Source organism: Streptomyces sp. NPDC004788, assembly GCF_053601115.1.
This window is the reverse complement of sequence record NZ_JBSGBF010000192.1, coordinates 1-4397: the sequence shown is the minus strand read 5'-3', so window position 1 is coordinate 4397 and position 4397 is coordinate 1. Positions and strand designations below refer to the sequence as shown.

The 4397-nt window shown below is 71.4% G+C and carries 3 protein-coding genes; 2 read left to right on the top strand and 1 reads right to left on the bottom strand.

Annotation, left to right across the window (positions count from 1 at the left end; all coding sequences use genetic code 11):
* Positions 1-104: 104 nt before the first annotated feature.
* Positions 105-860, bottom strand: a complete 756-nt coding sequence (locus tag ACWEJX_RS37510) for an SDR family oxidoreductase (RefSeq protein WP_451611884.1) — start codon at positions 858-860, stop codon at positions 105-107.
* A 68-nt stretch (positions 861-928) separates the two neighbouring features.
* Between ACWEJX_RS37510 and ACWEJX_RS37505 the strand changes: the two genes are divergently transcribed.
* Positions 929-1657 (top strand): DUF6333 family protein, encoded by a 729-nt coding sequence (locus ACWEJX_RS37505; protein WP_451611883.1) that lies wholly within the window; start codon positions 929-931, stop codon positions 1655-1657.
* A gap of 182 nt (positions 1658-1839) precedes the next feature.
* A complete protein-coding gene (locus tag ACWEJX_RS37500) occupies positions 1840-4266 on the top strand; it encodes an LAETG motif-containing sortase-dependent surface protein (RefSeq protein ID WP_451611882.1) in 2427 nt (808 codons plus the stop codon).
* Positions 4267-4397: the final 131 nt, after the last annotated feature.

The window sequence follows — 4397 nt, the reverse complement described above, 5'->3', positions numbered from 1 at the left end:
GGCGCCGGGGGCTTGGCGGCCCCGAGCCCCCGCGCCCCGGCGCGTGAGGGCCGCGCCGCCGTCCGCCGCGCAGGCCGCACCTGCCGCACCCGCCCCTCGAACCGTCAGAAGCCGCTGCGCGCTCCGCCGTCCACCGGCAGCATCACTCCCGTGAGGTACGACGCGGCGGGGGAGAGCAGGAACGCGGCCGTGCGGCCGAACTCCTCCGGCGTGCCGTAGCGGCGCAGGGGGATCGTCGCCTCGCTCGCCGCGCGGGCCGCGTCCGCGTCTCCGGACATCGCGTCGAGCGAGCGGACCCGGTCGGTGTCGATGCGGCTGGGCAGCAGGCCGACCACGCGGATGCCGCGCGGCCCCAGGTCGTTGGCGAGGGATTTCGCGAAGCCCGCCAGGCCCGGGCGCAGGCCGTTGGAGATGGCGAGGCCCGCGATGGGCTCGTGCACCGAGGCGGACAGGACGAAGCCGATGACGCCGCCCTCGGGCAGCGTCTCCGCCGCCGCGCGGGCGAGCCGCACCGCACCCAGGAAGACGGTGTCGAACGCGGCCGACCACTGCTCGTCGGTGTTGTCGGCGGCGAAGCCCGGCGCCGGGCCGCCCACGCTGATGAGGACGCCGTCGAACCGGCCGAACCGGGCCCGCGCCTCCGCGATCAGCCGGGCCGGGGTCTCCGGGTCGGCGTTGTCCGCGGCGACGCCCGCCGCGTCCGGGCCGAGCGCGGCGGCCGCCTCGGCCACCGTCTTCTCCTCGCGCCCGGTGATCAGCACCTTCGCGCCCTCCGCGAGCAGCGCCTCCGCCGAGGCCCGGCCGAGCCCTCGGGTCGCGCCGGTCACCACGTACACACGGTCCTTCAGCCCAAGATCCATGGCCCGATTCTAGGTTCAGGGCCACCGGGTCCGGTGCCGGGCGTCCGGACACCCGTACGGTGTGCGCCATGAGTGACTTCACCGACTACTGGACCTCGCCGGCCGACCGCCCGGTGCACGGAGCGCTCGGCCGCTGCGACCTCACGGTCCTGCAGCCCCCGTTCGCCCGGCAGGCCGGCGACCTGGCGCCGAACGACCCCGCGCGCGCACGGGAGTTCGTGCTCTCCTTCGGTTCCGTGGAGGCGGTCCTCGCGGAGCTGGGGGAGCGGGCCGCGATAGAGACGCCGCACTTTCCGGCCGAGCGGAGGGACCTGGAGGTGGTCCTGGCCGGGGCGTGGGGGAACGTGCTCGGCATCAGCGACCTCTCGCTCGCCGACGACGGCAACGACGAGCCGCTGTGGCACGAGGCCGCGCGGCTGCGCGAGCGGTTCCCGGACGCGCGGATCTTCGGCCGGGTGTCGTTCGACCGCGGCGACTCCCACACCGAGGACCTCGTGTGGCTGCCGGACGGCACGATGTTCCACGCCTCCGGCTGGCCCGGCACGGAGCCGTGGGAGCTGGCCGGGGATCCGTACGAGGTGGCCGCCGCTCTGGGGATCACGGACGCGATGCTGGCGGAGGCCGATCTCGACCTGGACGACGAGCCGGAGCAGGTGGAGTGGGCCGACCTCGTCTCGCTGGCGCTGGGCGACGCCGATCCGTGGACCCGGCCGCGGCCCCGGGTGAGCGCCTTCCGGGTCCGGCACAACGAGGCGTACACCCTCCGCATGGAGGAGCTGTTCCTTCCGGATGTGTGACACAACTCGCCTGCATCTTCGCTGAATTGACACGCCGATACGGACATGGACCTGCCATGTCTGACGGTGTGCCGGTCTAGGGTGAACCGGGGCGGCGCCCACGTCACGGGGGCCACACGCGCCGCCCCCTCAGCCCCTCAATGCCCCCACAGCGAGGGAAGGCACGACATTTGAACAGGGCGATGAACAGGGAGATACGCATACCCGGGCGGTGGCGGCTGGTCGCGCGCTTCGCGGCCGCCCTCGGTCTGGCCGGGGCCGTCACCCTCACCGGACTGCCCGGCGTCCCGGTCGAGGACTCCGCCGCCGTCCCCACCTCGGCCAAGCTGCGGCCCGGGACCGGTCAGCGGTGCGACACCAAGCACCTGAACAAGACCTACGGCAGCACCCCGTCGAACTCCGGCTTCCCCACGACCGCCGGCACCAACTTCGACAAGTGGAACGGCGACCCGAAGAACTTCAACTACCCGCTGCCGGGCAAGGCGTTCGACGGACTGAAGGCGCCCACGGCGGCCGAGAAGGCGAAGGCGCTCTCCAAGGACCCGGATCCGAGGAAGAACGTCGAGGCGTGGAAGAAGCAGGCCGCGACGAGCGGTGACCCCGCCGACAAGGCGATGGAGATCTACGCCCGCTATCTGGAGAAGCAGCGCTCGCAGAGCTTCGAGCGCTGGTTCGACAAGACGTACATCCGCAACGAGATCAACCTCAACAAGGGCGCCGGCTTCGAGGCGCGCCTGGTCCGGGACTTCCAGCTGATCGGTCCCGACTGGCTGTGCGAGGTCTACGTCGACATCTTCGACGAGAACGGCAACAAGGTAGCGACGCGCAAGTACGACGCGTACAACAAGAACACCAAGGAGTTCAACGAGTTCAAGTCCAACAGCACGCTGACCAAGAAGCAGCTGGCCAACGACCGGGTCATCGCGAAGTCGATGCCCGACCACACCTTCCGCTACACCGGCGCCAAGAACTTCGATGCCCGGCAGCGCAAGCTGATCGACGACTTCAACCGTGACGTCGAGCAGATGCGGCCCGGCAAGACCAACCAGGTCCGCGGCTTCCAGCGGCAGTACAACGCCATCCCGCAGACCAAGCCCATCCGCGGCTACTCGCGTTACGACACCTGGTTCGCGCCCGGCTGCCAGGGCGGCCCGGCCGGACAGCCCCAGCTCGCCGCCGCCGGCAACTGCGGCACCCGCGGCCCGCTCAACGACCGGGTCAACGGCTCCGGCCGCACCCTGAACGAGGCCCGGCAGATCCAGGCCGAGGCCCGCCGCCTCGACACCCGCGGCACCCTGCCGCGCGGCGGCCCGGGCGGCGTGGACTTCACCACCCTCGAACTGCGTTACGTCGGCGGCCTCGCCAAGGGCAAGGGCATGCAGTACTCGATGAAGGCCGACATGATGCCCGACCCGGACGAGAATCCGGGCTACGGCGGCCAGGCGAAGATGCAGCTCGCGTCCGACTCGCTGTTCACCTGGCTGGCGCTGACCCCGGACAAGTTCTGGGTCAACCTGAACCCGGACGAGCCCGACCGCGTCATGGACTCCAAGTTCGCCTCCACCGACGCCGGCCGCGTGCTGCTGGAGGCCGACCTCCAGATGAAGCACGACTTCTACGCGGCCATGGACCCCAAGACCGAGCTCGGCAAGCGCTACTGGGCGGCCCTGCCCAAGGCCAACGGCAACCCGTGCATGCCCGGCCTGCGGAACTGGATCGAGCCGAAGCCGGCCGTCGTGCGCGAGCAGGACGGCGGCATCTACATCCTCGACGCGCCGCTGGCGCTGAAGTCCGTCGCGCAGAAGACCGTCACCCACGGGCCGGGCGAGCCGATCTGCGACCCCGACCCGGCGCAGATCAAGGCCGCGCAGAAGGTCATCGACGCGACGATCGTCCCCGAGGTCGAGAAGATCATCAACACCGCGCCGCAATACGCCGACCTGCGCCGCGTCTACACCTCCCGCGTCGCCGCCGAGTGGATCCGCCAGCAGGACGCCAAGAAGGAGTCCGACTTCCGGCCGATCATCAACAGCAACGACGTCAAGCGCTGGCCGCTGCGCGCGCCCAACCAGAACTGGGACAAGAACGAGCTCTTCAAGCGCTACCGGAAGATCTTCACCGAGGGCGAGTTCACCTACCAGATCGACACCGATCACGGCGTCACGGTCTACATCGTCGGCGGCGTCGACTTCTCCCGGCAGCCCAAGAAGAACATCAGCAAGGCCCGCTTCGACACCGAGAACCGCACCCTCGACACCACCACCCGGACGTCGATGCAGTCGGACGACACCTCGTACCGCGACACCGACACCCTCTACCTCGGCGGTGACTCCTCCGGCGACACCAGCGGCGGCACCCCGTCGCCGTCGCCGAAGCCGACCGAGCCGAAGCCGACCGGGCAGCCCACCCACCCGGGCACCCCGACGGCCCAGCCCTCGCACAGCCAGACCCCGGCGCCCGGCGAGACCCCGGACCACCCGGGCGGCGACCTCGCCCACACCGGTTCCGACACGCCCGTCGGCGCCATCGCGGGCGTGGCCGCCGCGGTGATCGCCGTCGGCGCGGGCCTGGTGTGGTGGATGCGGAGGCGCAGGAACGCGGCCGGGTGACGGACGGCCGGCTGACCACTGATTCCGAGTGACCCCCGGGGCCCTGCCCGCGTACCACGCGGGCCGGGCCCCGCCGCCGAATCGAGGCGCGCACCGCGGGCCGCGCCCGCGCCGCGCCCCCCACAACGATG

What these genes read in the sequence shown, in the direction of transcription:
- ACWEJX_RS37500 (WP_451611882.1), top strand. Translation starts at nt 1,840, where the DNA reads ATGAACAGGGAGATACGCATACCCGGGCGGTGGCGGCTGGTCGCGCGC.
- ACWEJX_RS37510 (WP_451611884.1), bottom strand. Translation starts at nt 860, where the DNA reads ATGGATCTTGGGCTGAAGGACCGTGTGTACGTGGTGACCGGCGCGACC.
- ACWEJX_RS37505 (WP_451611883.1), top strand. Translation starts at nt 929, where the DNA reads ATGAGTGACTTCACCGACTACTGGACCTCGCCGGCCGACCGCCCGGTG.